29 protein-coding genes are annotated in these 23,200 nt (G+C 45.4%); 19 read left to right on the top strand and 10 right to left on the bottom strand.

Going from position 1 to position 23,200, the window contains the following annotated elements; all coding sequences use genetic code 11:
- Nucleotides 1-278: 278 nt before the first annotated feature.
- From K6Q96_RS06790 to K6Q96_RS06745, 10 genes are all read left to right on the top strand, one after another.
- Nucleotides 279-1,052 carry a hypothetical protein gene (locus K6Q96_RS06790; protein WP_251878911.1) on the top strand — a complete coding sequence of 258 codons (774 nt, stop codon included), beginning with the start codon at nt 279-281 and terminating at the stop codon, nt 1,050-1,052.
- A 300-nt stretch (nt 1,053-1,352) separates the two neighbouring features.
- A complete protein-coding gene (locus K6Q96_RS06785) occupies nt 1,353-1,694 on the top strand; it encodes a hypothetical protein (protein ID WP_251878909.1) in 342 nt (113 codons plus the stop codon).
- 533 nt (nt 1,695-2,227) lie between these two features.
- Nucleotides 2,228-2,872, top strand: a complete 645-nt coding sequence (locus K6Q96_RS06780) for a hypothetical protein (RefSeq protein ID WP_251878907.1) — start codon at nt 2,228-2,230, stop codon at nt 2,870-2,872.
- Nucleotides 2,873-2,993: 121 nt separating this feature from the next.
- Nucleotides 2,994-3,353 carry a hypothetical protein gene (locus K6Q96_RS06775; protein WP_251878905.1) on the top strand — a complete coding sequence of 120 codons (360 nt, stop codon included), beginning with the start codon at nt 2,994-2,996 and terminating at the stop codon, nt 3,351-3,353.
- Nucleotides 3,354-3,495: 142 nt separating this feature from the next.
- Nucleotides 3,496-3,945, top strand: coding sequence for a DUF695 domain-containing protein (locus K6Q96_RS06770; protein ID WP_251878903.1), 450 nt, complete (start codon nt 3,496-3,498; stop codon nt 3,943-3,945).
- A gap of 469 nt (nt 3,946-4,414) precedes the next feature.
- Nucleotides 4,415-4,750, top strand: coding sequence for a hypothetical protein (locus tag K6Q96_RS06765; RefSeq protein WP_251878901.1), 336 nt, complete (start codon nt 4,415-4,417; stop codon nt 4,748-4,750).
- Nucleotides 4,751-5,086: 336 nt separating this feature from the next.
- A complete protein-coding gene (locus K6Q96_RS06760) occupies nt 5,087-5,725 on the top strand; it encodes a hypothetical protein (protein ID WP_251878899.1) in 639 nt (212 codons plus the stop codon).
- Between the two features lie 191 nt (nt 5,726-5,916).
- Complete coding sequence (locus K6Q96_RS06755; RefSeq protein WP_251878897.1) at nt 5,917-6,657, top strand: hypothetical protein; 741 nt, start codon at nt 5,917-5,919, stop codon at nt 6,655-6,657.
- Nucleotides 6,658-7,050: 393 nt separating this feature from the next.
- Nucleotides 7,051-7,908, top strand: coding sequence for a DUF2971 domain-containing protein (locus K6Q96_RS06750; protein WP_251878895.1), 858 nt, complete (start codon nt 7,051-7,053; stop codon nt 7,906-7,908).
- Nucleotides 7,909-8,184: 276 nt separating this feature from the next.
- Nucleotides 8,185-8,772 (top strand): hypothetical protein, encoded by a 588-nt coding sequence (locus K6Q96_RS06745; protein ID WP_251878894.1) that lies wholly within the window; start codon nt 8,185-8,187, stop codon nt 8,770-8,772.
- Between the two features lie 614 nt (nt 8,773-9,386).
- Here K6Q96_RS06745 and K6Q96_RS06740 read toward each other — a convergent pair.
- From K6Q96_RS06740 to K6Q96_RS06705, 8 genes are all read right to left on the bottom strand, one after another.
- Nucleotides 9,387-10,172, bottom strand: a complete 786-nt coding sequence (locus K6Q96_RS06740; protein ID WP_251878892.1) for a TIGR02642 family protein — start codon at nt 10,170-10,172, stop codon at nt 9,387-9,389.
- A complete protein-coding gene (locus K6Q96_RS06735; RefSeq protein WP_256481833.1) occupies nt 10,169-10,495 on the bottom strand; it encodes a nuclease domain-containing protein in 327 nt (108 codons plus the stop codon). Before K6Q96_RS06735 ends, K6Q96_RS06740 begins: the two co-directional genes overlap by 4 nt.
- A 2-nt stretch (nt 10,496-10,497) precedes the next feature.
- Nucleotides 10,498-11,085, bottom strand: coding sequence for a DUF1367 family protein (locus K6Q96_RS06730; protein ID WP_251878888.1), 588 nt, complete (start codon nt 11,083-11,085; stop codon nt 10,498-10,500).
- Between the two features lie 121 nt (nt 11,086-11,206).
- Nucleotides 11,207-11,539: a hypothetical protein gene (locus K6Q96_RS06725; RefSeq protein WP_251878886.1), complete on the bottom strand. Its 333-nt coding sequence runs from the start codon at nt 11,537-11,539 to the stop codon at nt 11,207-11,209.
- Between the two features lie 12 nt (nt 11,540-11,551).
- Nucleotides 11,552-12,187 (bottom strand): DUF6475 domain-containing protein, encoded by a 636-nt coding sequence (locus K6Q96_RS06720; RefSeq protein ID WP_251878884.1) that lies wholly within the window; start codon nt 12,185-12,187, stop codon nt 11,552-11,554.
- A 5-nt stretch (nt 12,188-12,192) separates the two neighbouring features.
- A complete protein-coding gene (locus K6Q96_RS06715; RefSeq protein ID WP_251878882.1) occupies nt 12,193-13,044 on the bottom strand; it encodes a hypothetical protein in 852 nt (283 codons plus the stop codon).
- Nucleotides 13,045-13,273: 229 nt separating this feature from the next.
- Nucleotides 13,274-13,666 (bottom strand): hypothetical protein, encoded by a 393-nt coding sequence (locus K6Q96_RS06710; RefSeq protein ID WP_251878880.1) that lies wholly within the window; start codon nt 13,664-13,666, stop codon nt 13,274-13,276.
- Nucleotides 13,635-13,922: a Cro/CI family transcriptional regulator gene (locus K6Q96_RS06705; protein WP_251878878.1), complete on the bottom strand. Its 288-nt coding sequence runs from the start codon at nt 13,920-13,922 to the stop codon at nt 13,635-13,637. The genes K6Q96_RS06710 and K6Q96_RS06705 overlap by 32 nt, the downstream gene beginning before the upstream one ends.
- 119 nt (nt 13,923-14,041) lie before the next feature.
- Here K6Q96_RS06705 and K6Q96_RS06700 point away from each other — a divergent pair, with 119 nt between their 5' ends.
- The 8 genes from K6Q96_RS06700 to K6Q96_RS06665 all read left to right on the top strand — a co-directional run bounded on the left by K6Q96_RS06700 (nt 14,042) and on the right by K6Q96_RS06665 (nt 21,462).
- Complete coding sequence (locus tag K6Q96_RS06700) at nt 14,042-14,713, top strand: S24 family peptidase (protein WP_251878876.1); 672 nt, start codon at nt 14,042-14,044, stop codon at nt 14,711-14,713.
- Nucleotides 14,714-14,908: 195 nt separating this feature from the next.
- Nucleotides 14,909-15,283 carry a hypothetical protein gene (locus tag K6Q96_RS06695; protein ID WP_251878874.1) on the top strand — a complete coding sequence of 125 codons (375 nt, stop codon included), beginning with the start codon at nt 14,909-14,911 and terminating at the stop codon, nt 15,281-15,283.
- A 4-nt stretch (nt 15,284-15,287) separates the two neighbouring features.
- The gene (locus tag K6Q96_RS06690) at nt 15,288-16,229 is read left to right on the top strand and encodes a Rad52/Rad22 family DNA repair protein (RefSeq protein WP_251878872.1); all 942 of its coding nucleotides are present in this window, start codon (nt 15,288-15,290) and stop codon (nt 16,227-16,229) included.
- A gap of 5 nt (nt 16,230-16,234) precedes the next feature.
- Nucleotides 16,235-17,227, top strand: a complete 993-nt coding sequence (locus K6Q96_RS06685) for an Atg14 domain-containing protein (protein ID WP_251878870.1) — start codon at nt 16,235-16,237, stop codon at nt 17,225-17,227.
- 59 nt (nt 17,228-17,286) lie between these two features.
- On the top strand, nt 17,287-17,670 hold the full coding sequence (locus K6Q96_RS06680) for a hypothetical protein (RefSeq protein WP_251878868.1): 384 nt from the start codon (nt 17,287-17,289) through the stop codon (nt 17,668-17,670).
- Nucleotides 17,667-17,930, top strand: a complete 264-nt coding sequence (xisR, locus tag K6Q96_RS06675) for an excisionase family protein (protein WP_251878866.1) — start codon at nt 17,667-17,669, stop codon at nt 17,928-17,930. Before K6Q96_RS06680 ends, xisR begins: the two co-directional genes overlap by 4 nt.
- A 9-nt stretch (nt 17,931-17,939) precedes the next feature.
- Complete coding sequence (locus tag K6Q96_RS06670) at nt 17,940-19,175, top strand: site-specific integrase (protein ID WP_251878864.1); 1,236 nt, start codon at nt 17,940-17,942, stop codon at nt 19,173-19,175.
- A gap of 7 nt (nt 19,176-19,182) precedes the next feature.
- On the top strand, nt 19,183-21,462 hold the full coding sequence (locus K6Q96_RS06665; protein WP_251878862.1) for a YgiQ family radical SAM protein: 2,280 nt from the start codon (nt 19,183-19,185) through the stop codon (nt 21,460-21,462).
- Nucleotides 21,463-21,517: 55 nt separating this feature from the next.
- On the opposite strand, the gene K6Q96_RS06660 is transcribed toward K6Q96_RS06665, so the two are convergent.
- Nucleotides 21,518-21,673, bottom strand: a complete 156-nt coding sequence (locus tag K6Q96_RS06660) for a YhcB family protein (protein ID WP_251878860.1) — start codon at nt 21,671-21,673, stop codon at nt 21,518-21,520.
- Nucleotides 21,674-22,007: 334 nt separating this feature from the next.
- Here K6Q96_RS06660 and aqpZ point away from each other — a divergent pair, with 334 nt between their 5' ends.
- Complete coding sequence (aqpZ, locus tag K6Q96_RS06655) at nt 22,008-22,697, top strand: aquaporin Z (RefSeq protein WP_434802165.1); 690 nt, start codon at nt 22,008-22,010, stop codon at nt 22,695-22,697.
- Nucleotides 22,698-22,745: 48 nt separating this feature from the next.
- Here the strand turns inward: aqpZ and K6Q96_RS06650 are convergent, their stop codons facing one another.
- Nucleotides 22,746-23,159: a VOC family protein gene (locus K6Q96_RS06650; protein WP_251878856.1), complete on the bottom strand. Its 414-nt coding sequence runs from the start codon at nt 23,157-23,159 to the stop codon at nt 22,746-22,748.
- Nucleotides 23,160-23,200: the final 41 nt, after the last annotated feature.

The raw sequence follows: 23,200 nt of genomic DNA, 5'->3' as shown, positions 1-23,200 counted from the left end.
AACCCATTCACCCCATAAATACCTTTAATTATCAAATGATTAATCAATAGTCATTCAGTTCCTCATGCGATCGAAATCAAATCTGCTTTTATGCACTTTATGGTACATTTCCGCCAAAAGTTTTAGACAGTGATGGCGTGTTGCGTGCCGATAAGCGAATGGCGGTAGCGTTAGTAAATCAAGTAATGCAGTTATGCTGAGCCCAAGTGTCCGGCGAAAGCACAAAACAACCAAAATGGGGTGTTTAAACATCCCACTTTGGGATCTAATAAATTTTTATGCAATTTTTTGCAGCGGTGAGCGAGGTTGTAATGCTTAGTGAGAAATTGTTTCTTCCATTCTTAGCTACGTTAGGTGCATCTTTGACGGTGTTGTTTATCCAGTTCAACACTCACAGAGTGCGAGAAAGTAAGCAAAAAGTATATGCGACTTCATATGTGTTTCATCAGTGTCACAACATTATGCTCTCTGAATTAAGCATAATGAAGGCAACAGTAATTCCACATATCAAGGCTATTGAGAGAATTTTGGAAGGAGACAATGAACTACTCACTAAAATGTTCTTAGCTGACGAGTTTGATATATTAAAAGCACCTTCCCCAGAAGCTAACCATTTACCTAAAGACTACATGTTATTGCTAGGCTATGACGATATCAACTTATCAAGTAGTTATGAAACACTTCTGTATCTCGAATCTAGCGATTTGGAACGACAAGAGCTTAATGAATTTGTTAAAAACAAACTCAAGAATATGCATGCGTTTTTTAAACTAAGTGAAGATGAAAAGGTGGATATCCTTCATGAGTACTATGATCGACTCACTTCTATAGAGCATGCAAGTAAGCGAAAGGTATTTTTCATCGTCTATTGCTTATTGCCTCGATTCTCTGCTTATGCAAAGTCATATCAGTTTTGGTTGTATTCCAAGAAAAATACAAATCATGAAAAGTCCAGAATTAAGAAGGTGTTGAGGAACTACAAAGAGTTAGTTCCAAGCGCTGATTTTGGCTCAAAAACGATGAGTGGTGGTATACAAAATGAAATCACATAACAAACAAGAATAAGTATCGCGCAACCGACACTTTATTTGGTTGTTGAACAAGCCCATTAATGGCCTTCTCGTGTCAATCCGCTCTGCTCTGGCACGTTTATGCCCCATTGTGAGCCAACATCATTTTTGATGAGGTATTTAAAAGTCTCCTATCTACCCTACTTTTTATAATCCGAAAAATGCTTTTCCACGGTTAATAGATACAGTAAATATAAAGATGTTGTATAGTACCGATATGATCGCATTTTGGAGTCTGATAGGTGTGATAAAGAACCATATTTATCGTTAACAGGAAGTAAAATGTTCAAGAAAATTATTGCAGTAGCGATGATGTCCGTCGCTTTCTCCCCGGTCTACGCAGATTCTTTCTGTAAAGGAAAAATTGAAACACTAGCGGTAGGTAGGGGAAGTGTACTTTTGATTAGTGGTCCTGGTGGTCTTCCATCTACTTATCTCTGTGATTTATCTGAGAAACAAAATAATGTAGATCCAGAGGCTTGCCGCGCTATATATAGTTTGCTGCTAGCAGCAAAAGCACAGGATAAAAGCGTTAATATTACGTTCAATCCAAATATTAAAAGTTGTTCAGGTGTGGCCAGTTGGAACTGGGCTCGGGATTTTAATTGGGCAATTGTACCGTAATTACATTTCTAAATAGATAATTATCTCAATACGATTTTTGCGTAAAAAAGAAAAGATTAGCGCAGCCGACACTTTATTTGGGTGTTGAACAAGCCCGTTTTCGAGACATGCTCACTCACCTAAATTGAAGTTATCCGAAGCGAGCGGATTAGACCTCTGACCCTAACTGAATCCTGTCCATACTCGTGCTAGTCCGATCTACTCTAGCACGTTTTTGCCCCAAAGTGAGCCAGCATCATTTTTGATGAGGTGTTTAAAAGTCTCCTATTCACCCTACTTTTTGTAATCCGAAACGTGCTTTTCCACTGTTGATACACACAGTAAACGCAAAGGTGTCGCATAATACCTACGTAGCCCCATTTTGGGGCGTTTTCACAAGGCCATTTTTAGTACCGCGAGAAAGGGCTTTTAAAACATAGGGAAAGCTACTTTAAAAATACAGTGGCTTGTTATTGTTGGACACAATGGGGTGTTTAAGTACACCACTTTGGTGTCCAATACACTGTTATGCATACCTAAGAAATGAGAGTTGAATGAATCTTTTTAGCAATTATAAAGATATCCGAAAAAAAATATCAAAAGATGAGTATGAAGAACTAGTTAGAGTTCAAAAAACCAAAACGAGAATTGGATTTTGTCTTCTTGGTTGGTCTGTAGATGATCGAATTGAAGAATTGGAAGCGTTGGAAGAAAATTACGGGTTTGTATTTTTGGCTGAGAAGGAGTGGTTACTAGATTACAGGGATCATGGGAAGCAACCAGTATATTCCCTCTGGCTAAAGGATAAGATGTGGGACATTTTAGCCGGTTGCATTAATGTTGTTGAATATGGTGAAGATCCAAGATGGTGGCCAGAGAAAGTCGTTCAGTTCTCAATCAATACTGAGGAATTATTCTTTGAGTTTAGCGAGAGCATAGCAAGCGACTATATTTTGCCAAAAATTTTGGTGGTTAACGTACCATATTTAAATGGATCTGTGAGCTTGCCACATTTAGTTGTTGCTTACGAACTGATTCATGACTTTGAATATATTCTACAGTCTATTAGTAAATATAATAATGCAGAGATGCAGGTAGAGAGTATCGATATACTCTCAATGGATGATCCGAGTGCTTGGCTAATTAATCAAGACGGCGATGGCTGCTTATGGGATATGCCTGTTCGCGGCCGGAAATAATGCATAACAAGTTTGTCAACAGGACACTTTTTGCTACGCTCCGTTTTGCGGTGGCCACGCCACTATACCGCAAAACTCCACTATACAAAAAATGCCTGTTACAAAGGCGTTATGTGCAATCATGAAATCGAACGAATACTATCTCGCTGAGAAATATGGGCTTTCCTATCCGAAGGAATACGAGCGCTATGTATGCTCGCACGATGGAGAATTCGGTGAGCTTCGATGGTGGTTTATTGGGTCTTCGCAGGGGCTATTCGACGTAGCGTACAGTTTGGTAAACGAAGATCTCTCCTCTAGAATCCAGCTATTCCCATTCGCTAAAAGTAGCGTGACAAATACACTAGCTTGCCTAGATAAAAACGGTACAGTCTACTTCATTATTGGCACCTCGACACTTAAGGATGCTGACTGGTCAAAAAGGCTCACAACACCTAACATGGCAGCATGGTATCAAGGTGTTATTAATGGTGAATTCTAGCCACGCACATAACAAAGCAATAAACGTGGACGCTTTGTCACTGTGGCAGCTTTTCAAAGTGTTGTGAGTACAAAGGATTGAAGCAGTTTGGGTAGTTCGATAGGCGCCCGTTATTGCAACGTTATGTGCTAGAAGGATATTTATGCAAATAGAATCGGCTGACTCAGCTTCATGGAACATAGCTGAGGGGCAACGAAATGATCAACCCATTCTAATTCGCTATAGGCCGGATCTGGATTACTTATTCTATAACGAGAAATATTCCCAAAGATTGACCATTTTCTGGGATTACACCCAAGAAGACTCAAGCGGGCTTCCAAGTTCGAGCCAAATGGATAGTATGCGTGATTTCGAAGATACTGTTGTGAATGCTCTCGATTGTGATCGTTTAGCCATTTTCGTTTTCAGTTATACACACTCTGGTACGCGTGAATGGCATTTCTATGTTTCTGACATCGAAAAGGTTGGCTCAAAAATAAATGAGGCGCTATCTTCATTTTCTAAGCTGCCCATTGAGTTGCAAGTTGTTGACGAACCTTCATGGGAAAAGTTAAACGAAGTATATGCGCATTGTATGCAAGAGCGCACATAGCAAGCCGCTGTAGTCGGTCGCAAGCTTCATGGGACAATAACACGTGGTCTCAGTCGCTTCGCTCCAAATTTTAGCCCACGTGTTATTGCCCCTAGGCGGGGTGTTAGGTGGCAATGATGGTCCGAGAGGAAATTGTAATAGAGGTAGAGGCCCTAATGGAGGGTAAAGACAATTTACCTAAACATGCTAGGCAATCCTATACCGCCTTTCTTCAAGTCATAAATGGGTTAGATATCGATCAACACTGCCCATACTGTGACGAACTATTAGAAACGGAAATTATTGAAACTGCTGCAATTGTGAAGTGTAAATGTGGTAGGTCGAATTGCTCTTTTCGGGGTCTATAAACGCGCACCTAACAAGGTCATTAACAGGGCACCTTACCAACCTCAAAGCGCTAAAAAGTGGTGTGAATACATAGGTTTGGTCGGGTCAAGTGCGGGCAAGTGCCCGTTATTCGAACGTTTAAATGTCTATGAGCATTCACGAAAGTACATATTATCGAAGGCAGCATGTCACAGGTACTGGGTGTGTCCTTGTCTCAATAAAGTTCGGTAAAACACCAGAAGATGGGTTGTTAGTAGTAAGGCGTCTTACCCTCAAGCAAGAAGGCTCTGAAGTACAGTTTGATCTCAACAGACATATCGAAGAAATATTGGAAGGTGTACGAAGTGCTAATCAAAAGCACAATGGCTGTCTGGAGGTCCAAGAAATTGAGGTGGTCCCAAATGACTATCCTCAACGTGGTCAAGCCTTGGCTGCTGCATTTGAAATTGCAGAGTATGTACTTACAAAAAACATTTAGCACATATGAGCCCTTCCCCGGCCAATAACTCACAGCCTCCCGGCTGCCCCGCGCAGCCACCCCACCCTCACAGATAACCCCAAACCATCATTTAAGTCTAACCCATTCACCCCATAAATACTTTTAATTATCAGATGATTAATCAATAGTCATTCAGTTCCTCATGCGATCGAAATCAAATCTGCTTTTATGCACTTTGTGGTACATTTCCGCCAAAAGTTTTAGACAGTGATGGCGTGTTGCGTGCCGATAAGCGAAGGGCGGTAGCTATTGTAAATACTCGCTAGGGGATGGCTATCCTATTCATTAAGGCTACAAAAATAAAATGGTACAAAAATGAGCAGTAATAAAAAGTCCACAAGCAATTTACATTCAGTTGAAGCTGAAAAAAAACTTGAGGAACCTATAAAAAATGACACTCAAGATCGCAGCGATCAATATAGAAACATAAATCAATCAGAAAGTGGATCTAATGAGAATCATAAAATAATAAGGCTCTATATGCTATTCTTTATACTGATTTTCATACTCACAATAGTCTCGATATTAAATCAAGGTCTTTATAGAATAAATGAAGAAACTCTTCTAGTTATTAATCAGGCGTTTAATGCTTTGGTTATTCTACTGATCCCCTTTATTCTTGGGGCTATTGGTGGAATCTCACGTATTATCATGTCAGGTCTTAGAGTAGCAGATGAGGTTTCATTAATTATTTCGTCTGGTTTGATGGCTGCGTTTTCATGGATTGGAATCAAAAGTGGTGTTTTACTTGCTATTGTAGCCCCCCATATGGAGCTGAAGGGCTTTGAAACATATAGTGTTGTTCAGAACCCTGAAAATTTTTACACAATGGCATTAGTTGCGATTTTCGTAGGTATGTTTTCCACCAACTTATATCTATTCATAAATCAACGAGTAGAGTCGTTAACAAATCAAACAAAACATGATGTTGCGGATAGTAGCTCTAAAAAATGAGAGTCGGTGACACTCACCCATTACTATATTTGACTCTGGAATAAGCCCGCTTATATACATTCTCGTGTTAGGCCGATTTGTTTGCATACATTTCTTCTAAATGACACCTTATTTCTATAACATATCGAATAAGCCCCTCATGATTTCAATCTTTCTAATACATCTTATATGCAACTAAGAGAAACACTCTAATGACAATCAAAAAAGGAGCTATAGTGGGAACTGGAGAGCGTATTGCAGAAGTACATGATTTTCTGAGAGAAAGGCTAAACAATATACATGATATTCAGGCACATTCTGATAACCTAACGATAATGCGGGCAATATTATACACTTCCTTTATTGATGCATTGGGCGCTACGCGATATGGGAAAGAAGTCAATACTCGAGAGCGTTTTACTCGTGTAATTATCGAGCACGGTAATTGGCCCGAAGCAGAAAAAATATGCCCAATGCATCTCCATCGTTTTTTAGAAGTATCACCCGGCTTACCAGAAGTATTACAAAAATTGAATGGTTTGCTAAACGATTGGCAACTCCAACCAGATGGAATCATATATCTTGATTCAGCACCACACAAAGATGAAATAGCTGAGCTATGGCCCGACCAAGGAAAAAGAAAGCACCATAAGAAAAAACTAGAGCATTTCACTCACGTCAATTTGCTATATGGTATGAGAAATGGGTTGCTACACCAACAATACTCCGCAAATGGCTTCCCTCTTTTTCCGAAAGAACACAAGAATGTCCACTATGTGTATTGGAATAAGGGTGAGAAAAATGCTCACCTTGAACTTATTCATCCGTCTGAATTCTTGGGTAACCTTTGCGATACCCTACTAGAGAATGTAATGAATGACTTCGAAACAAAGAAGGAAAAGCCATGGGAGACCGGCCATTTTCCGAGTTACCTAATTGATGGGTTGTACTAGAAAGCAGTTCCTAGGAGCTTTCTTTCTACAATGCTCTCCCACGGCCAACAACCCACAGCATCCCGGCTGCCCCGCGCAGCCACCCCACCCTCATAGATAACCCCAAACCATCATTTAAGTCTAACCCATTCACCCCATAAATACTTTTAATTATCAGATGATTAATCAATAGTCATTCAGTTCCTCATGCGATCGAAATCAAATCTGCTTTTATGCACTTTGTGGTACATTTCCGCCAAAAGTTTTAGACAGTGATGGCGTGTTGCGTGCCGATAAGCGAAGGGCGGTAGCGTGAGTAAGATGTTTAAAAAATCGCAAGGTGGGGTGTTTAATTAAACCCACTTTGTGTACTAATAAATTGTTAGCTGAATAATTTAGGTCATGGAGATAGAGTTGTATAAAGACTACCTTGAATACTTAAATCAGGATAAACCTGATGCTCTCTGGCATTACACATCATTTGATGCAATCAATAACATTGTTAAAGGAAGTGGAAAACTATCATTTTGGGTTAGTGAAATAAATTTTCTGAATGATCATCAGGAGTATTTTCATGGGTTTAAAATACTCAAAGATGTTTTCACTCGATTTAAATATGAAAATAAAGGAGATTCTCTAATCCTACAAAGTTTAAGTAGTTTAGAGCCTTTTTTTCGATTCACTGAAGCAATTGGAACAAATTTATCCTTTGCACAGGACGCTGGAGTTTTTGTTCTTTCATTGACAAGTCAGAAAGATCTGTTGAGTCAGTGGAGGGCTTATACCCCGAATGGGCATGGCGTTTCTATAGGTATTTCTCCAAACTTTGAATCAGAGCTTAACAATAAGGGCCTTTTTTACCCAGTTATATATGATGATAAATCTAAATATGAATATGCTGAAGATTTATTGAAAAGATATATTAGTGAACCTATACCACCGAATGGTGATGATCAGTCTGCAACCTTAGACTTTATCTCGAAAGCTAAGGTTGCATGTACACTAATGAAAGACGTTGGGTTTAGGGAAGAGTGTGAGTGGCGATACGTAGTCTATGGGCAAAAACATGGAAAAATCCAATTACGTAGCTCTGACTATTTCTTAATTCCATATGTTGAGCTAAATGTTAATAGCAGTTGTGTTAAAGAACTGATCGTTGGTCCGAACCCTCATTCGGATCTCGCTCAAAAATCGCTGGAGTTGCTGCTTGCTAAATCCAATCTATCGGCAGTGCAGGTAACGAAAACACCAATACCTTATCGTGGTAATTAAGGTAACAAATATGAATAATTGCCGCGTAGACGACACTTTATTTGGGTGTTGAACAAGCCCGTCGGTGCTTTGTTAAGTGAACTTCTCGGACGAGCGGAGGAAGAATGACCTCTCCTTGGTCTTGAACAGCTTGTAGCGGAAAGTAATATTTACGAGTTCAACGCCGAAAAAGAATTGAGAAGACATGGTTACCTCCGGTATTTAACGCGACACCTAAGTGTGGCAAATCCTCGTGAGGGGGAATCCATGTCATTCGTTATGCATTTATGAGGTTACATGAACGATATAATAATTGCGGCTATACCTATAGTCGGTGTTTTAATTGCGTTCGTACTTGGTGAAAGAAAATCAGGCAGAGAACAAAAAAAGTACAAAGAAAGTCTATGGTTAGAGCTGGAAGATATCAGGGAAAGCCTCGAATCTATACTTGATAGTTTGCTCGATGAGTTTAGGCATCCTGTTCGTAACAGCCGAGTAAAGCCATTAGGAATAGATTGGGGCTATTTAAACGATCTGCAGAAAGGGCTTGGTGCAGATATTCCTTTTCCTATTAGAAAAGCTCTAAAAGAAATTAAGTTACACGATAAAGTCGTGAAAAGTGTAATAAATAAGAAGAACGACAACGCTAAACAACTAGAAAATGGCAAAGTACTAGTCAATTCTCAACTATCAGCTAGAGCCATACTAGAAACGAGCAAGTTTCTATATGTCATTTTAAAATTATTGGAAGTAAGGGATAATTATAAGCTTGGTACCGGTCTTGATGTTCAAGACGTCATGCGTTCTTTGTTCAATACAATAGATCAACATCGTGAAATATCGGATGCGGAAATTGAACGTATTTATAACAGTGCACCACGATAGAAAATGTATAACACATATAAGCCCTTCTCCGGTCAATAGCTAATAGCACTTTGTTTACCGAGCTAGGATTCAAGACTGTATAACTATTTTTTAAAAAGGTTACTTTATGTCAATCGCATATTATCTGTTGGTTACACTGTATCGATGGGATTACAAATGGATTTCTAAGATATCCTCCATGTGGGGTATAACTCGTTTAAGTTTAATTTCCTTATTTGGGCTTACTCTATTCTTAGACGGTTATGCCATATATGGTAAAGTAGAACACATAAAATTGATTAACGCGCAACTTAAGCGTCTGGAACCTTGTCTTCAAATAGCAGATGACCAGCCAAATAAAGAGCTAGATTGGAGTATAATGCGTAAGCTTGATCAATCTGTATGGGAGCTTCGCCATGATACTGATAGGATTTGTGAGGTTGCTTCCAAGAAAATGGAAAGGAAACCGTGGGAGCACTATTCTAAATAGGTGAGGCTATTAGTTTAAATCCAATCAGAGCATGTATATGCCTTTAAGTAAGGTAAATGTTTACTCAAAACATTTACAAACTCTCCTTGTCCGAAGGAAACAGCTTAGAGCACCAACCCTAAGCCGTTTCTGTCCAAAATCGAGTTTAAGCCGCCTCTAAATAGAGGCGCTCCTTTAATTTCCTCAGTACTTCATCATGTTCGCCAAAAACACTAGCTAATACCCCTTCAAACCATTGAATGGGTTCCGCCCCACATGCCTCGTCCGACACATCAACCCCTACCCTCTTTAGGTGCTCACTAACTCCATCAGCCTTTAAACCAACACTCCCTCTCCCCTCACACCCCGAGCACGCCTCAACCACCTTCGCCACCCCCGTTCCCCCGCACCTCGGGCACTGACAGCTCTTTTCTGCCTGCTTTCGAGCAAACACCTCTAAGCGCTTTTCCTCCTCCACCATCCACGTTTGACGCTTCTCTATCTCTGCCAATAGCTGCTTGGTTTTGAACTCAGATTGTCCGCCTAGCTGCTTCTCGTAGAAATTGATTTGCACCCTCCAGGTTCGAATTCGCCGTTTACTCCGACGCGCCTGTTCACTGTGGTTTTTCCATAGCTTGGTGAGCTGCTCTTGTTGCGGAAAAAGCGGCTTGTCCGCGAACACCATGAGCGCGAGCGTGATGATGTGCCGATACACATCCTTTCGCTTTGCATCTGGTGGTATCTGCGCTTCTAATCGCTTTTGCAGCCGCTCAAAGGCCGGGATATCGTTTAGCCACTTCCACATGATCGCATCGCTCCCCATTGGATAGTCGTGCTGCAATTTTCCTAGTACGCCTAGAATGACGTCTGCTGTCAGTGATGACCTTCCGCGCTGCATGGAAGGCGTCTTCTCGCAGTGCATGCGGATAAAAAGCTCCAATCCCCGACTCATACGCGTTGCCCCTTTATCTCAATAAGCCCGGCTCTCACTCTCCTTGCGAGCGTGGCGTGCACGGCTCTTAACATGTATTCCTCTCGCTCTCCCGGTTCAAAGTCGTAGCTCACCCTTCCATCCATGACGTCGTGACAGTTCATGCAGGCATCGGCACCCCAAAAGTCGTCAGACTTATAAGCCATGCCATGTGTCGCACTCGGAAAATGCGCAAACACCACAGTTTCAGGGTTAAAACAGCACACCCCGGAAATCTGCAATGTGCATTCCTGTCCTCTTGCCGCCTCCGTGAGAGCCTTACTTCTGATAGCTGGTTTTTTCATGGTCATGATGCAAATCCCAGTAGGTTATTCACCGCCCTCTCTGCATCCGCTTCGCTCTCGAAGTACTTATGCAGAATGTGATTCCAAATCACGTTGAAGGAGGCGCGGTAGAGTTCAGAGAATTCGTTGTCGTCCATCTTGGCGAACGAGATAGATTTGGCTTCTTTTTTCACCGCACCATTGGGGAAGACGACGATACGAAAGAAACCCGCCTCCATCGCCACCCACTTGCGGTAAGCCTCAAAGCTCTTTTCGACCGTCAGTGAGGCGCGTTTTCTTGCAACCGCATCAAGGAAGGACTCTGCCAAATCCGTGAGTGTCTGCTGCTCGCCGCCCCATTTAGATAGCTCTTCGGCAAAACGATTGAGAAGGTTTCTCTCTTGGGGAGAAACCGCCCCGCCTTTTGGGTTCCAGTAATCAAAGCCAAGGTTTAACAGGGCAAAATACTTGCGGTGAAACTTGGGGTTTCGCGTCACCTTGAAATGGGCTTCGAGTACCGTCCCGATGCGTTTTTTGTCCAGCAGTTCTTTGTCTGCGTCAGTCAGTGGGGCCAGCGCCCCACCCTGTCTTTTGATTAAGGCCAATTGCATAGCTAATCGTCCCAATGATCGCGGTCATCGTCTTTTCGAAGGTCTGAGCCAAGCCACAGCAGATAAATCGCTACGACTATAACTACCCAAACAACGATGCCTGTTGCCTCGCCACTCATGACTATTTGCCGGAGAAGTTATGACGCTCGTGTTCTAGCCATTGCTCACAAACCGCTTTCGTAGGGACAAGCATGTGTTTACCAAAATAGAACCCCGACTCTTCGGCCAAACCGCAAAGCACGTTAGCGCATGCCCCGTTACAAACGCCCTGATGCTTCCAACTGCGGATATCATCGCGCTTCACCCCTGTTTCGGCAGAGATGACCTTGATGATGTCGATGGTGGGTTTGTTGGTACATTCCTTCATCTTGCGCATGAAGCTGGTAAACCCATTAGCCGCCAGCTCTTGGCGCATCGCGTTGATTTCAAGTTGTGAGGGTGTGTAGTTACGCATGGTCATTACCTCTCATTGGTTCGCCGACAGCAGTCGAGTGTCATTGGCCTCATCAAGCGTCATCATTCCAATTTGGACATGGGATGAGCCGCCCTTGTAGACACGGCGACACTGCTCGACACAGCCGATAGTCATGGGTGGCGACACGTCCATACCTCGCGATGCGTTATGAACACTTGCCATCCCAGAGAGCTTTTTGGGATAGGATTGGGCAGGATTGAAGAGCACAGTTTGGTATTTGCTTTCAAACTCTTTCGCCCGATAGGAAAGGTCTTTGGATTTGGTTTCGCACAGCTTTGCCCAACCGCCCATCTGGTCAATCACCATGTGAATCAGTGCGTCATCGAAAACGACGTCATTCCACACTCCTACACTGGTGATGGCCTTCTCGACTTTCGCCCAAGCAATGTTTACCCGGTCTTTCGATGTACCACCAAGAAGGCGAATCACATGAGCAGGTTTAGGCGGGTATTGCCCGGCATCAGGGTTTTGGGTGTGAAGTTCTAGCGCTTTGATCACAGCAGGAAGCGCCATGTGTTTTAGCGCTTTCCACCAAGCCTCAAGCACCGTGGGCGTTAAGGTTTTGCCGTAGAGCCCCATGACGGCTTCAAGGTCATTGGCAAAGGCTTTGAGATCTCTTGCTTCCATCAGAATCACCCCACATGTTCGTAAACATTCTCTTCGTGACTTTCCAGCCATTGAGCAACTGCTGAGGCGTTATGGGCTTCTACCTGCGCTTGCTGGCTCAGACCTGACGAGCGGTATCGCCTCTCGCCTGCTCTGGAAAGCCACCCAGATAGAAATCGTTTGATGCCTCTGGGCGTCTTGCGCTTGGTGGGGTTTGAGATAAGCCAATCTGAGGCTTTGGCAATCTCCGAGGGAACGTTGATGGTGGGATAGGTTTCACTTAGATGAGTGATGTCAGATTGTGTTACGGGATGTTTGCCTCCCCCCTTCAAAAGCAGTTCAAACACCGGCGGTTCGGTTTCAGCGTCCAACGGCGTTTCGACGTTGTGCGCATGATCTATCGGATCTGTTGTTTGTATATGGTTCGGATCTGTTATGGATTGGGCGCTTTCGCCCATTCCATGGTTTGGGCGGTCTCGCCCATTCGATTGTGCGGAATCGCCCAAACCATTTGGCGATTTCGCACAATCGTTAGAGAGCAACTCAATCAAGGTGGGTAAATCAATTTTAAAGTGTGTCGTCGGCGCGCCATCTGCTTTAGTCACTTTGGTCGTGACGACGCCTGCAAGCTGCTTTTTAATCTTCCCTATTTCGCGCTTAACTTGATCGCGTGATAGATAAAGCTCGTCAGCTAACTCTGATTGGGATTTATAAAACCAACCATCTTTGCGCGAGGATTTACCTGACCAAAATATCAACTGGCTCATAACTGCTGCCGTGTTGTACTGGCCTTGGAAAAATCGAATGAGTAATCGGGGAACGGACAGGTTTGCCCCCTGCCCCATAAGTTCTGCGAGAACGCGATAGTTAGTATCCATTAGTGCAGTCCGTGATGTTCTGGTCTGTATGTATCCACAGGCCCCAAAATTTCAGGGTCTCCCATTGCTTCAAGCTTTAGCGAGCACCTCACTTGGTCAGGACGAAGCCCTCTCCGTTCAGCAATTTTTTGAATCACTAACTCACAGAAATCGCTACTTGCTTGAAGTTCTTCTGCGGAGCATTCACCCCGCAGTAACTTGGCCCAAAGAGGATTCACTTGCTTGCCCCCTATTTGTGCTCCAGTGCTTGCGAAACCGAGGACGAAACCTCGCTGAACTCGGCTTCGATTGGATCTTCGAGTCGACGAGCGCGTATTCGGATTTCTGAGAAAAAATCGAGGCTAGGTTTTGATTGGGCGTACCATTCAGCCATTACCTGTTCACACAGGTCCTTGTCAGTGGCGACCAGTTCGATGATTGCTTCAATCAGTAAAACGTTGGAAATAAGAGCCTTGGGGTGATCAAGTTGCTTGGAAACGAGCTCGATAAATTGAGATTCATACTTGTTAAAGCGAAGCTTCATTTGAGTATCTCTCACTTGGTCTATCGACAGTCCTGGCTTTCCTGCTAATCGGTTTTCTTTGAGGCGTTCAAGCCGCTTCTGAATGAACATGTTGGTCATTAGTAGTTACCTCAGAATCCTGCGGTAAGGCCGTGGGTTTCACGCAGTTCAATTTCAGGGCCTTCTTATCCCGCTGAAAGTGGCTAGGGTCATAGGTGTAGGAGATGTTTTGGGAAAGGTGACAGAGAAGAGCGACGCGCTCCGGAACATGATATTTCCACCCAGCAACAGCGGGACGAGAAACACCGAAAGTGTTCGCGATACTTTGTTGCGTGCCAAAGTGAGCGAGCAGTAAATCGTATAGTTCATCGTTCATGGGCACCTCCAGCGAAAATACTAGGAAGCAAATATCATGAATGCAAGTTTTATTGCGCAATAAATATATTATTTACTCATGCCATGATAGGTAAGAAAAGTTTCACTGAAGAAGAAATCATGACTCTCGGCGATCGAATTAAAGAAAGAAGAAACCAGCTAGGCCTTACTCAAGAAGAACTTGCGTCTATGGTATCTAAGCGAGTGCCTAGCATGAAGTTCAGTCGTGTATCGTTGTCCAACGTAGAATTGGGAATTCAAAATAGTGTTAAAGACGTCGTCCTATTAGCACTTGTAGATTTTCTAAAGTGCAATGCGAATTGGTTGGTTTTAGGAAAAGGCCCCATTGAATTTGTTGCAGGCGATGGATTTACAAACAGCCAAGAGACCGACGGTATAACAGTTTGCCCTCTTCTAACATGGGAGCAAGCCAATAATTTCGCTGATACTGGCCGCGTATCTTCAGATGATTTTGAATATATCGCGTGTCCTTCTGTATGTGGAAAAAGCACTTTTGTGACTAAAGTAAGGGGGGATTCCATGACACCCCGATTTGAAGAAGGTGATCTGATTTTTGTGGATCCCGATTCACTTGAACCTCTTCATGGAAAACTCGTAGTCGCAAAATTTGACAGTGCTAGTGATATCACTTTCAAGCAAGTTCAGAGCATCGACGGAAGCCTATTTCTAACAGCTCTCAACCCTAGCTACCCTCCTGAACTAAAGTACGTCAATGCATCCCAACACTGTAAAATCATCGGCTCGGTTGTAGCTCATGTAAAACCGCTTTGAGTAGAATCCCGACCTAACAGCCCGTATCAACGGGCTTTTTTTGTCTCCTCGCTAGAAACTATCAACTCACCCTCATCAATATTGTAATTTTTATTGCGTAATTTATTTGACAACAAAAAGAAACAAAACCTACACTGACTATCGTCCATTGCGGAATGGAGCGTCTAGAACGCTTACCTAAACAAGGAGATTGTCATGAACACCCACTCTGATAGCTACTTGAACAATGCGATAGCACGAGAATCAAACCGCATCGATGAGGCAAACGCACGAGACGAAGCGCTTAACGCCTACATCGAAGAAGGCAAACAAGCCCTCTTAGCACATGATAAGTTTGCAGGACTCACCATCAGCCAATTTACGACGTATTACTTTGCTGATTTCATGGAAGGACGCTGTGCAGACCACCTTGTCTCACTGGCTGGTTCTCTAAAATCTAACTCCCGTACTCACACCTTCCTCAATCTCGAAACACACCTTGCCTTTATCGACAAAGCCTTTGAAGGGTTCTTTGTCCAGAACATGTCGACCATTACTGCAGCCTTCGATGCTGAGCTAAAAGCGGCCTAATCCCATGTTTGCCTCAAAAGACCACACTCCGTCCGAGCTTCGTGAAAAGCTCCAAGCTATGTTTTCGCCTGACGATATCGAGTGGCGTATTCAACGCGCTGGATTTGCAGGCGATAAACCTTGGGCGATGGTGGTGCCTTACATCACGGCAAGGGCGGTTCAAGAAAGGTTTGATGAAGTCTTCGGGTTGTTTGGTTGGGAAGTCGAGTTCAAAGACATTGTGTCAGGCAATCAAATCACTGGGTGTGAATGCGCGATTTCGGTCTGGTTCGGTGATAAGAAAGTCACCAAGTGGGACGCGAGCGAGAACACTCACATTGAAGCGATTAAAGGTGGCCGTTCCTCTGCCATGAAGCGTTGCGCCGTCCAATGGGGTGTGGGTCGTTATTTGTATCAGATGGACACCGTATTTGCAGAGTGTCGTCAGTGTATCGGCATGCGCGACAAGCATTACGGCAATGTCCATGTCGTCAAAACCAGAGGCGGCCCTGACAAATACATCGATTGGGCGTTTCCGCCCCTCCCCGCTTGGGCGCTCCCCCAAATCGACTTCACCGAATACTTTGAAGCAGTAAAAGCAGCAGAAACCAAAGAAGCCCTCTCCTCCGCACTCGGTCAGGCGATTAAAGCCATCAAATCTGCCCAAGACACCGAGGCGCGGGAAACGCTTCAACAACTGCGCCAATTAAAGATGAAAGAGCTGGATGCCAAGAGCGACCAGTTCAAACAGCAACACCTCGGCGAGCTGGAGCAACAAGCCCAAGAATACGCTCGCATCATTCACGGCATGCCAAGCATGACCACGCTGGACAACGCCTATAAAAAGCACTGCGGCATTCTGGCGAATTCAGCGGACAAGTTGGGCGTGTCACCTGCGTCCTCAATCGAGTACCTCAAGTCTGAGTACACCAAAAGACGTGACGTACTGACCAGCAAAGAAGGATAGAGACCATGGAAAACTCCCTCACCTCTCTCGACCAAGTGCTCGCCCTTTCCCCTGAAAATGCCTTTGAAGCCTTTCAAAGCAAACACAGTGTGGAAAAGGTCATCGAAGCGGTACGCAATGAAGCGTTAAGTGAAGTCCCGGATGTGGAAACCCGCAAAGGCCGTGAGCGCATTGGTTCGTTGGCTCGCAAAGTCAGTGAAAGTAAAACCGCCGTGGTGAAGGTCATTGATAACGCCTTGGTGGATGCGGAATCGCAGGTCAAAGCGGTGAAGGCCACCAAAAAGCATGTGGAAGAGCAGTTTTCAGGAATTCGAAGTGCTGTCCTCAAACCCCGCGATGAATGGCAGGCTATACAAAACGAGCGGGAAGAAGCACGCCAGAGCGAAATCCTTTCCCGCATTGAGAACATCAAACGTCTAGGCGAAACACAGGGGCATGAGTCGCTTACCGAGCTCAATGACATGGCAGAAGCCTTGGACATGATGACCATCAGTCAGGATGACTTCGCGGAGTTCACCGGTGATGCCCTCACCGCCAAAGAACATGCCGTCAAAAATATCAATGACGCCATCGTCAAATGCGTGGAAGCCGAAACCCAGAGGCAAGCGCTTCATGAGCAAGCCGTGACAAACAGCATTAATGAAATTCGCCTGACAGCCATGCATGCGCTGGAAGAAAACGTCCAAGCAGTGCGCGCACGTCGGGAAACCCTTGTTCAACTCGAACTCGATGAGGTGTTTTATGGCGAGCGTTTTAAAGAAGCGGTATCAGCGAAATCGGATGCGATTAGGCAACTGGATCTTCTGGCAGAGCAAAAAGAAGCGCTCGCAGGCAGTGCCCCTCAAGAAGACATCATAGAAGCGCCGCTAGAAATGGTGGAGATTCCTCTTAAAGAATACGAACACCTATTAGCACGTGATGCGCTGCTTTCAGCCTTGGAAGCGGCGGGTGTTGATAGTTGGGATGGTTACGACTGCGCCTCAAAGATAGCCGCGTAATTGAGCCCCTTCTAAAGCGCGTACCGGAGCGCTACTTTCTATCAAGGAGGTAGCTGCCCATGCAATGTACTCAATGTGGAAAGCACGACATGGTGGTTCAAATAAACACTCACGCGTATTGCGAAGCCTGTGCGATTGATGAGGCGATGCGCCTTCTCAATGCCTGCCGCTTATCGGGCAATGCCGTCAGCACATTAGTGAGAACACTCTGTAACGTGCCGACGACCGACAAGCATTACACCGCCACAGAGATAGCTAAGGTGCTAGGTGTGTCTGCACAAAAGGTCGGAAGAACCGCCAACCTGCATGGACTCAAATCATCTCGGTACGGAGAGTGGCGCTTAGACCAAGCGTCCCACTCACATAAGCAAGTCGAAACGTTTCACTACAACCTTCAAGGCAAACAACGCCTCGAAGCGCTGATCAGAGGTAATCACACATGACTGCACTCCTCCAAACCCGAGACGAACCCCGCTCAGAGATTGTCATTGCCCTTCCTAAAACACGATGGGTCGGTGAAGACATCATCTGTGCAACCTACTCGCTCACGAACACTGCCTTGGAAAGCTATCGCAGAAAGGTCTGGCTCCAGGGGATACACTATCGCAAGGTGTCTACGACCGGACAGGTCTCCGCAACCAAAGCCAAAGTGGTCTACAACCTTGCGGAGATTGAAAAATGGATTGAGAGCCATCCGCAGTAAGAGGGAAACGTGAAAAAGCCTTATCCCACTGGCGTAGAAGTCCACAGCGGCAAGGTTCGTATCTGGTTTATGTACCGGGGCGAACGTTGCCGCGAATCGTTGGGCTGCCCCGATACGCCCAAGAACATAAAGCTAGCTGGTGAAAAGCGAGCGGCGATTTGTCACGCTATTCGCAATGGTACCTTTAACTACGCCGAGCAGTTTCCCGCTTCCAAACGTGCGATCCTCGATACCACCACCAAGACCCTCACCGTCCGGCAACTCTTCCAACAATGGTTAGAGCTCAAAAGTGCTGACACGACCCCGGCTACCCTAAAAAACTACATCAGTCGCCTCAGTGCCGCGCTCGTCATACTCGGAGAAGATAACCGGGTGAGTGAGCTCAGACAGAAAGATCTCCTTACACTTCGAAAGTATTGGATGGAGACACGCAAGCCTCGCACCGTGAATACGTACATGAACACGATAAAATCAGTATTTGGTTACGCGATTTTGAATGAATTTTGTGATCAACGTGTACTTCGTGGCATCAAGGAACTAAAATCGCCCCGCACGATACCGAACCCGTTGTCGCAAGATGAGTTCACCAGATTGATCGATGCCTGCAAAAACCAACAGGATAACAACCTGTTTACCTTTGCGGTCTACTCTGGCATTCGCCACGGTGAACTCATGGCCCTGTCTTGGGACGATGTTGATTTGACGATGGGAACGGTGAAGATATGTCGCAATATCACTTTGGAAGGCGAATTTAAGGTTCCGAAAACCGCATCCGGTGAACGGATCATCAATCTGCTCCAGCCTGCGCTCGATGCGCTGATCCGTCAGCGAGAGCTCACGTGCATGTTCAGGCCGTTGAAGATACGGGTTCGCCAAAGAGACACCTTCACGTTTGAAAACCAAACGATAAGACCGGTGTTTTCTCCCAAGGTTAATGCAACTCGACCCGATGTTGGAGACTATTATTTCAACACGGCCATTCATGATAAATGGCGCGGGATCGTTCGACGGGCTGGCATCCTATATCGCCGTCCTTATCAAACGCGACATACCTACGCATGTTGGATGTTAAGCGCCGGTGCAAACCCGACGTTTATTGCTAAGCAAATGGGGCATTCATCAGCGAAAGAAATTTATCAAACGTATGGTGATTGGGTGGAAGAACACACCGCTGAACAGCTCGAAAAGCTCAACCATAGATTCAGCAAAAGTGTCCCCTACATGCCCCGAAAAAAGGCAAAATAGAATTAAAATGAGAACTTTCAAAGATATACGAGACTACCCAAAATACTGGGCTGAGTGTTTTGGTCCTGCTCCTTTTCTGCCGACCAGCAGACAAGAAATGGACATGCTCGGCTGGGATAGCTGTGACATCATCATTGTCACTGGCGATGCTTATGTCGATCACCCTAGCTTTGGTATGGCGGTTATCGGTCGTACACTTGAAGCGCAAGGCTTCCGTGTAGGCATTATCTCGCAGCCAGAATGGCAGGATAAAAAAGCCTTTATGGCACTTGGCCAGCCTAACCTCTTCTTCGGTATAACAGCCGGCAACATGGATTCCATGATTAATCGCTACACTGCTGACCGTAAACCTCGTCATGACGATGCTTACACGGCAGGTAACGCGGGCGGTAAGCGTCCAGATCGTGCCGTGCTCGTTTACTCGCAACGCTGTAAAGAAGCGTACAAAGAGACTCCTATTGTATTGGGCGGTATCGAAGCCAGTCTTCGTCGTCTTGCGCATTACGATTACTGGTCAGATAAAGTTCGTCGTTCAGTACTGTGCGACGCCAAAGCTGACATTTTATTGTTCGGTAACGCCGAGCGTGCGCTGGTTGACGTGGCGCACCGCCTTTCTCGTGGCGAAAATATCGCAGATATGACCCGTATTCCTGGCACCGCAGTGATGCTGAAAAAAGTGCCGGAAGACATGAAGGAAATCGACAGTTCACGCATCGACAAGCCAGGCAAAGCCATGGTGATGCCAAACCCGTATGTAACGGAAACGGCCTGCGCGACTGACAAGGGCGACGTAAAAGAAGAAGCGCCTAAGCCTGTGATGGTTCGTCCTTCCCGCCATGATGCGGAAAATAGCTTCGTTCGTCTGCCTTCATACGAAAAACTCCTAAACGACCGTATTCTGTATGCGCATGCAAGCCGCGTGATGCATTTGGAAACCAACCCTTATTCCGCACGTGCGCTGGTGCAAAAGCACGGTGAGCGTGAACTTTGGGTCAACACGCCACCCATTCCTCTGACAACAGAAGAAATGGACTATGTATTCGGCCTGCCGTTTGCGCGTGTTCCTCACCCTAGCTATGGCGATGCGAAAATCCCCGCGTATGAGATGATCAAAACCTCAGTCAACATCATGCGTGGTTGTTTTGGTGGTTGTTCTTTCTGTTCGATTACCGAACACGAAGGCCGCATCATCCAGAACCGTTCAAAGGATTCCATCCTCAACGAAATTAAAGAAATTAAAGAAAAAGTGCCGGGCTTTACTGGTGTGATTTCTGACTTGGGTGGCCCAACCGCAAACATGTACCGCTTGGGCTGTTCAGACCCACGCGCAGAGAAAAACTGTCGTCGTCCTTCCTGTGTGTTCCCGAAAATCTGTGAAAAGCTGGACACTGACCACAAACACACGATCGACCTCTACCGCGAAGCGCGTGAGCTTGAAGGCGTGAAGAAAGTGGTTATCGCATCCGGTGTTCGTTATGACCTGGCGATTGAATCACCAGAGTATGTGAAAGAGTTGGTGACACACCACGTGGGTGGATACCTGAAAATCGCACCTGAGCACACAGAGAAAGGCACACTGGATCTGATGATGAAGCCAGGCATGGGTGCCTACGACCGCTTTAAAGAACTGTTCGAGAAATACTCGAAAGAAGCGGGTAAGAAGCAGTATCTCATCCCTTACTTCATCGCGGCTCACCCAGGTTGTACTGACGAAGACATGATGAATCTGGCACTGTGGCTCAAAGAAAATGATTTCCGTTGTGATCAGGTACAGAACTTCTACCCATCACCTATGTGTAATGCGACAGCGATGTACCATTCGGAAGCCAACCCGCTGAAACGCGTGAAGTATAAGAAGCGTGACGATTTGTTCGTAGCGAAAGGAGAGCGTCAGCGCCGTCTGCACAAAGCTTTCCTGCGTTACCACGATCCAGCGAACTGGCCTCTGCTGCGTGAAGCGTTGATCAGCATGGGTAAACGTCACCTGATTGGCGACCGTCCGGGTTGTTTGGTCCCTCGTGAAGGCACAGAAGCGGAAATGACACCCGCACAACGCCGTGGTTCAAGCCGTCATGGCGCTAAACGCTTTGCAACTAAACACCCGAACCAGCCAGATATTCGTAAACCTAACCAGCGTAGCGGCAAACCAGCAGGCAAAAAACCAACCAATGGCAAAGCAACGCCACAAGGTGGTAAGCCAAAAGCACATTCAAATGCTGGCGGTAAACCAGCACAAGGTGGAAAGAAACGCCCTGCCGGCAACAGAAGCCGTCAGGCGGTGAGATAATCTTCTAACAAAAAAAGCGAACCATCAGGTTCGCTTTTTTTATTCGGTTTAACGTTTAACGCGTTAATTCTGAAAGCACCAACAACACCACAGCCAATGCGACTGTAGAAACAGCGCCAATCAAAAACTTCTTCTGGGACTTTTCATCGAGGAACTTGGCAACCAAAACGCCAATAATGATCAGGCCAACAATAAATCCAATTTTAATCATTCTGATACCTCTTAATGAGATAGTTCAGATCGTCTCTTACAACCATCCATTTGATTTTTAAAGCTAACACATATCAGTTCCCAGCGTAACAACTACCCAATTGTAAATGAGGCCACGCTTGAAGCCGCTGAATTGTGACACTCGAACCAGCATACAGGTCATAGGTACGTTTGATGGCACGTTGGGGTATCAAATTATGAATAACACTCTAAATAAAGCATAGAGTGCTACTTTTAAGCGTTTACCCAGATCTAAATAGCTCAGATGGCAAGATAGTCATGAGTCTGGTTTTCTCACGTGCCGTCCTAAATACAACTAGGGAGATCGTGAAATGTTGAAGAAATTGACAGCAGAATTTATTGGCACCTTTTGGTTGGTGCTTGGGGGTTGCGGTAGTGCTGTATTCGCAGCCGCTTTTCCGGAACTTGGTATCGGCTTCTTAGGCGTCGCCCTCGCCTTCGGTTTGACCGTTGTGACCATGGCCTATGCCATTGGCCATATTTCCGGTTGTCACCTCAACCCAGCGGTTTCATTTGGCCTATGGGCAGGTGGACGCTTTCCTACCGCAGAACTGATTCCTTACATGTTAGTTCAGGTCGCAGGCGGTATTGTGGGCGCGTATGTTGTTTATATTATTGCCAGCGGCGCACCTGGTTTTGACTTAGCGGGGGGCTTGGCATCGAATGGATATGGTGATCACTCACCTGGCGGTTACGACATGCTTTCCGGCTTTGTCACTGAAGTGCTGATGACCTTTATGTTCCTGATTGTCATCATGGGCGCTACCCACAAGCTTGCCAACCCGGGGATGGCTGGATTGGCGATTGGTCTGGCACTGACTCTTATCCACCTTATCAGTATTCCAATCACCAATACTTCAGTGAACCCTGCACGAAGCACGGGGCCTGCACTGCTTGTTGGTGACTGGGCAATGGCACAACTCTGGATGTTCTGGGTTGCCCCATTGATTGGTGCCTTTATCGCCGGTGTGGTTTATCGCTGGCTGAGCCCAAATGAAGACTAATTAACAAATACGAATGATAATAAAGCCCCGACAATTCGGGGCTTTGTTCTATACGTGTTCTGTGGGACAACTCAGCATCCATCGGATACCATACTTATCTGTCACCATCCCAAACCGCACTTTCCAAAAGGTGTAGTCCAGTGGCATCACAATCTGCCCCATTTCAGAAAGCGCCATAAAGACTTCATTCTGCCTTTTTTCATCCTCAAAACTGACATGAAAAGCGACATCTCCCGACCCTTGAGCCAAAGAATCGTCTAGCCCATCAGAAGCAAAAAAGCATACCTCTGGTGAAGCAAACTCCGCATGCATCACCCGGGACAACAGATGATTCGGAAACTCCACCGGAGAGTCATTGAATGTTGAGAGTGTTTTGATTTCTCCATTGAGCGCATGACTATAAAAGCCCAGCGCATCTCTACAAACACCATGGAACGTCACATGTGGCTGAAGTGTGCTCATGCCTGACTCCTTTCCATTTGTATGGAATGTCTATCAATCAG

The sequence above is a fragment of the Grimontia kaedaensis genome, from assembly GCF_023746615.1.
GTDB classification, from domain to species: Bacteria; Pseudomonadota; Gammaproteobacteria; order Enterobacterales; family Vibrionaceae; genus Enterovibrio; species Enterovibrio kaedaensis.
Note: the sequence above shows the minus strand (reverse complement) of the source record. Positions and strands in the feature narration are given on the sequence as shown.

What these genes read in the sequence shown, in the direction of transcription:
- K6Q96_RS06735 (WP_256481833.1), bottom strand. Translation starts at nt 10,495, where the DNA reads ATGAAAAAACCAGCTATCAGAAGTAAGGCTCTCACGGAGGCGGCAAGA.
- K6Q96_RS06665 (WP_251878862.1), top strand. Translation starts at nt 19,183, where the DNA reads ATGAGAACTTTCAAAGATATACGAGACTACCCAAAATACTGGGCTGAG.
- K6Q96_RS06680 (WP_251878868.1), top strand. Translation starts at nt 17,287, where the DNA reads ATGCAATGTACTCAATGTGGAAAGCACGACATGGTGGTTCAAATAAAC.
- K6Q96_RS06760 (WP_251878899.1), top strand. Translation starts at nt 5,087, where the DNA reads ATGAGCAGTAATAAAAAGTCCACAAGCAATTTACATTCAGTTGAAGCT.
- K6Q96_RS06765 (WP_251878901.1), top strand. Translation starts at nt 4,415, where the DNA reads ATGTCTATGAGCATTCACGAAAGTACATATTATCGAAGGCAGCATGTC.
- K6Q96_RS06775 (WP_251878905.1), top strand. Translation starts at nt 2,994, where the DNA reads ATGAAATCGAACGAATACTATCTCGCTGAGAAATATGGGCTTTCCTAT.
- K6Q96_RS06755 (WP_251878897.1), top strand. Translation starts at nt 5,917, where the DNA reads ATGACAATCAAAAAAGGAGCTATAGTGGGAACTGGAGAGCGTATTGCA.
- K6Q96_RS06685 (WP_251878870.1), top strand. Translation starts at nt 16,235, where the DNA reads ATGGAAAACTCCCTCACCTCTCTCGACCAAGTGCTCGCCCTTTCCCCT.
- K6Q96_RS06660 (WP_251878860.1), bottom strand. Translation starts at nt 21,673, where the DNA reads ATGATTAAAATTGGATTTATTGTTGGCCTGATCATTATTGGCGTTTTG.
- K6Q96_RS06690 (WP_251878872.1), top strand. Translation starts at nt 15,288, where the DNA reads ATGTTTGCCTCAAAAGACCACACTCCGTCCGAGCTTCGTGAAAAGCTC.
- K6Q96_RS06725 (WP_251878886.1), bottom strand. Translation starts at nt 11,539, where the DNA reads ATGCGTAACTACACACCCTCACAACTTGAAATCAACGCGATGCGCCAA.
- K6Q96_RS06740 (WP_251878892.1), bottom strand. Translation starts at nt 10,172, where the DNA reads ATGAGTCGGGGATTGGAGCTTTTTATCCGCATGCACTGCGAGAAGACG.
- K6Q96_RS06780 (WP_251878907.1), top strand. Translation starts at nt 2,228, where the DNA reads ATGAATCTTTTTAGCAATTATAAAGATATCCGAAAAAAAATATCAAAA.
- K6Q96_RS06700 (WP_251878876.1), top strand. Translation starts at nt 14,042, where the DNA reads ATGACTCTCGGCGATCGAATTAAAGAAAGAAGAAACCAGCTAGGCCTT.
- K6Q96_RS06705 (WP_251878878.1), bottom strand. Translation starts at nt 13,922, where the DNA reads ATGAACGATGAACTATACGATTTACTGCTCGCTCACTTTGGCACGCAA.
- K6Q96_RS06715 (WP_251878882.1), bottom strand. Translation starts at nt 13,044, where the DNA reads ATGGATACTAACTATCGCGTTCTCGCAGAACTTATGGGGCAGGGGGCA.
- K6Q96_RS06790 (WP_251878911.1), top strand. Translation starts at nt 279, where the DNA reads ATGCAATTTTTTGCAGCGGTGAGCGAGGTTGTAATGCTTAGTGAGAAA.
- K6Q96_RS06650 (WP_251878856.1), bottom strand. Translation starts at nt 23,159, where the DNA reads ATGAGCACACTTCAGCCACATGTGACGTTCCATGGTGTTTGTAGAGAT.
- K6Q96_RS06720 (WP_251878884.1), bottom strand. Translation starts at nt 12,187, where the DNA reads ATGGAAGCAAGAGATCTCAAAGCCTTTGCCAATGACCTTGAAGCCGTC.
- K6Q96_RS06770 (WP_251878903.1), top strand. Translation starts at nt 3,496, where the DNA reads ATGCAAATAGAATCGGCTGACTCAGCTTCATGGAACATAGCTGAGGGG.
- K6Q96_RS06710 (WP_251878880.1), bottom strand. Translation starts at nt 13,666, where the DNA reads ATGACCAACATGTTCATTCAGAAGCGGCTTGAACGCCTCAAAGAAAAC.
- K6Q96_RS06745 (WP_251878894.1), top strand. Translation starts at nt 8,185, where the DNA reads ATGAACGATATAATAATTGCGGCTATACCTATAGTCGGTGTTTTAATT.
- xisR (WP_251878866.1), top strand. Translation starts at nt 17,667, where the DNA reads ATGACTGCACTCCTCCAAACCCGAGACGAACCCCGCTCAGAGATTGTC.
- K6Q96_RS06695 (WP_251878874.1), top strand. Translation starts at nt 14,909, where the DNA reads ATGAACACCCACTCTGATAGCTACTTGAACAATGCGATAGCACGAGAA.
- K6Q96_RS06730 (WP_251878888.1), bottom strand. Translation starts at nt 11,085, where the DNA reads ATGCAATTGGCCTTAATCAAAAGACAGGGTGGGGCGCTGGCCCCACTG.
- K6Q96_RS06785 (WP_251878909.1), top strand. Translation starts at nt 1,353, where the DNA reads ATGTTCAAGAAAATTATTGCAGTAGCGATGATGTCCGTCGCTTTCTCC.